5 protein-coding genes and 1 tRNA gene are annotated in these 2,877 nt (G+C 68.0%); all 6 read left to right on the forward strand.

Annotation, left to right across the window (positions count from 1 at the left end; all coding sequences use genetic code 11):
- Positions 1–619: arsenic resistance protein (locus Q0112_RS08325; RefSeq protein WP_367278456.1), on the forward strand; the 619-nt coding region annotated here is incomplete at its 5' end.
- A 97-nt stretch (positions 620–716) separates the two neighbouring features.
- Entirely contained in the window at positions 717–1,520 is an 804-nt protein-coding gene (locus tag Q0112_RS08330; RefSeq protein ID WP_297973850.1) for a sulfite exporter TauE/SafE family protein, read from the forward strand.
- A 108-nt stretch (positions 1,521–1,628) separates the two neighbouring features.
- Positions 1,629–2,051 (forward strand): transposase, encoded by a 423-nt coding sequence (locus Q0112_RS08335; protein WP_297973853.1) that lies wholly within the window; start codon positions 1,629–1,631, stop codon positions 2,049–2,051.
- Positions 2,048–2,401 (forward strand): IS66 family insertion sequence element accessory protein TnpB, encoded by a 354-nt coding sequence (gene tnpB / locus Q0112_RS08340; RefSeq protein WP_297973855.1) that lies wholly within the window; start codon positions 2,048–2,050, stop codon positions 2,399–2,401. Before Q0112_RS08335 ends, tnpB begins: the two co-directional genes overlap by 4 nt.
- Positions 2,402–2,505: 104 nt before the next feature.
- Positions 2,506–2,775 (forward strand): transposase, encoded by a 270-nt coding sequence (locus Q0112_RS08345; protein ID WP_297973856.1) that lies wholly within the window; start codon positions 2,506–2,508, stop codon positions 2,773–2,775.
- Between the two features lie 37 nt (positions 2,776–2,812).
- A tRNA-OTHER gene (locus Q0112_RS08350) sits at positions 2,813–2,871 on the forward strand.
- The last annotated feature ends 6 nt before the right edge of the window (positions 2,872–2,877 follow it).

Consider the following 2,877-nt stretch of genomic DNA (forward strand, 5'->3'; position numbering starts at 1 on the left):
CGCCTTCAACTCGATCTTCCAGATCCTCTTCTTCCCCGTCTACGCCTGGGTCTTCCTGACGGTGCTCCCGCCGTTCTTCGGCCTTGAGGGGAGCGTCGTCGACGTGGGCTTCTGGACCATCGCCGAAGCCGTGCTGCTCTACCTCGGCCTGCCCTTCGCCGCCGGCTTCCTGACCAGGAAGATCTTGGTCGGACGACGGGGCGAAGCCTGGTATGCGGACCGCTTCCTGCCCCGGATCGCGCCGCTGACGCTCGGCGCGCTGCTCTTCACCATCGTCGCCATGTTCAGCCTCAAGGGCAGCGAGGTGGTGAGCCTGCCGTGGGACGCCGTCCGCATCGCCGTCCCGCTGACGCTCTACTTCCTGATCCAGTTCACCTTGAGCTTCTGGATGGGCAAGCTGGTCGAGGCGGACTATCCGCGGACCACGGCCGTCGCCTTTACCGCGGCCGGCAACAACTTCGAGCTTGCGATCGCCGTCGCCATCGCCTCGTTCGGGCTGGCCTCGCAACCGGCCTTCGCCGCCGTCATCGGTCCGCTCGTCGAGGTGCCGGTGCTGATCCTGCTGGTATCGGTTGCGCTCGGGCTCGGCCGGCGCTGGTTTCCGGCGTGGTCCTATTGATCTCGGCTTCCTCTCCCCGCGATACGGTTCATGCCACTTTTGGAGCCCTGTCCGTAGGCGCGATCATGTCGTCTGCGAGATCGTGCGGAGCGCTCGAATGCCTGACCTCGCCAAGGCCATCGCACCACGCAGTCTGCCCGCCGCCTTTGGCGGGGGTGCTGTCATCGGAACCCTGGGCGGCCTGATCGGTCTCGGGGGCGCCGAGTTCCGCCTGCCGCTTCTCATCGGTCCGTTCCGGTTTGCCGCCCTCGAAGCCGTCGTCCTGAACAAGGCGATGAGCCTGGTCGTCGTCGCCTCGGCGCTGCCGTTCCGCGCGACCACGATTCCACTTGGCGACGTGCTGTCGCACTGGCCGATCCTGGTGAACCTCCTCGCGGGCAGCCTGGCCGGCGCCTGGCTCGGGGCGGGATGGGCCCTGCGCCTGCGCTCGGAGCGGCTCTACAAGGTGGTCGCCATCCTCCTCGTTCTGATCGCCGCCGTCCTCTACTTCGGCCATGGGGCGGCCACGGCGCAGCCGCTGCTCACCGGCGCCGCGCAGCTCGTCGCCGGTGTCATCGCCGGACTGGGGATCGGCGTTGTCGCCTCGCTCCTGGGGGTCGCGGGCGGCGAGCTGCTGATCCCGACGCTGGTCCTGATCTTCGGTGCGGATATCAAGCTGGCCGGTTCGCTATCGCTGGCGGTCAGCCTGCCGACGATGATCGTCGGCTTCACCCGCTACAGCCGGGATCAGAGCTTCGCGGTCCTCGGCCGCAACCTGCGGTTGGTGCTTGTGATGGCCGCCGGATCGGTGCTCGGAACCTTCATCGGCGGCCGCCTCCTCGGCATCGTGCCGGATGGCGTCCTGATCCCGGCGCTGGTGGCGATCCTGCTGCTTTCCGCCGTGAAGGTCTGGCGGCATTGATGATCTCCGATCAAACCGCCTCCAGCTCGGTAAGCGCTCACCCGATCCCCTTCTCCCGCACATGATCTGAGTGTGCGACGACCCGCTTCGGTTGCGAGGAGGGTCGGGATGGCGGGAGACGGCAAAATGGACGTCCATTTGGACGTCTCGAGGAACGGCTACGGTGTTCGGCTCGAGGTGATTGAAGAGCCGACGGGCCGGCGGCGTCGGAGCGCTTCGGAGAAGGCGCGGATCGTGGCCGAGAGCCTGATGCCGGGCGTGACGGTTGCCGATGTGGCCCGGCGACACGGGACGACGCGGTGGCAGGTGTACGATTGGCGACGGCGGGCGCGGGATGGCCGGCTGGTGCCGGCGGAGACGTCGCCGTCGGTCGCCTTCGCGGGGGTGGTGGTCGCGGAGGCGCAGCCGGCGTCGGGAGCGGACGGGTCCGACATCGAGGTGGTGGTGGGCGACGTGATGATCCGGGCGGCGCCCGATGCCGGCGAGGCGCACCTCGCGCGGGTGATCCGGGCGGCGCGGGCGGCACGGTGATCGCGCCGGTTGGACCGCTGCGGGTCTATGTGGCGACCCGGCCGGTCGATTTCCGCAAGGGCCATGACGGTCTGGCGGCGGTGGTGCAGGAGATGTTCGGGCCTGATCCCTTCAGCGGCGCGGCCTTCGTGTTCCGTTCGAAGCGAGCGGACCGGATCAAGCTTCTGGTCTGGGACCGCACCGGCATGGTGCTGGTACACAAGCGGCTGGAGGGCGGCAAGTTCGTCTGGCCGCAGGTGCAGGACGGGGTGATTCGACTGTCGGCCGCGCAGTTCGCGGCGCTCTTCGAGGGGCTCGACTGGCGGCTGGTGCGCCCGGAGCGGGCACGGCGCCCGCAGCTCGCCGGATGACGGCGACAGGTCGCTTGCGGGATCGTTTCGGGCTGGCGGCGACAGTATCTCTCTGATTCCATAGGCCCATGAGCGGAGCCGCCCTTGCTGAGGAGAACGCGCGCGTGAAGGCGCTCTTGGCGCTGACTCAGGCAGCGTTGGCCGACTCGGAGGAGGCGCGGCACCGGCTGGAGGCGATCCTCACCGACCTGCGGCGCGAGAAGTTCGGCGCGAAGTCCGAGAAGCTGAGCCCCGACCAGTTCAGCCTCGCCCTCGAGGATGTCGAGCTCGCCCAGGGCGTGCTCGACGCTCCCCGAGCCGTCGACATACGCACTGCCACACCATGGGCCCACAATTTACAAGCCACCGGCAGGCCACTATCATCCGGCAGGTAAGCGGTAGCGCGGTTTACAAAAAACCCGAATGAAATCAGGCGATGTGTGCGGATTGCAAATCCGTGCACACCGGTTCGATTCCGGTCGTCGCCTCCAGATCCC

The sequence above is a fragment of the uncultured Amaricoccus sp. genome, assembly GCF_937858865.1.
Taxonomy (GTDB): Bacteria; Pseudomonadota; Alphaproteobacteria; order Rhodobacterales; family Rhodobacteraceae; genus Amaricoccus.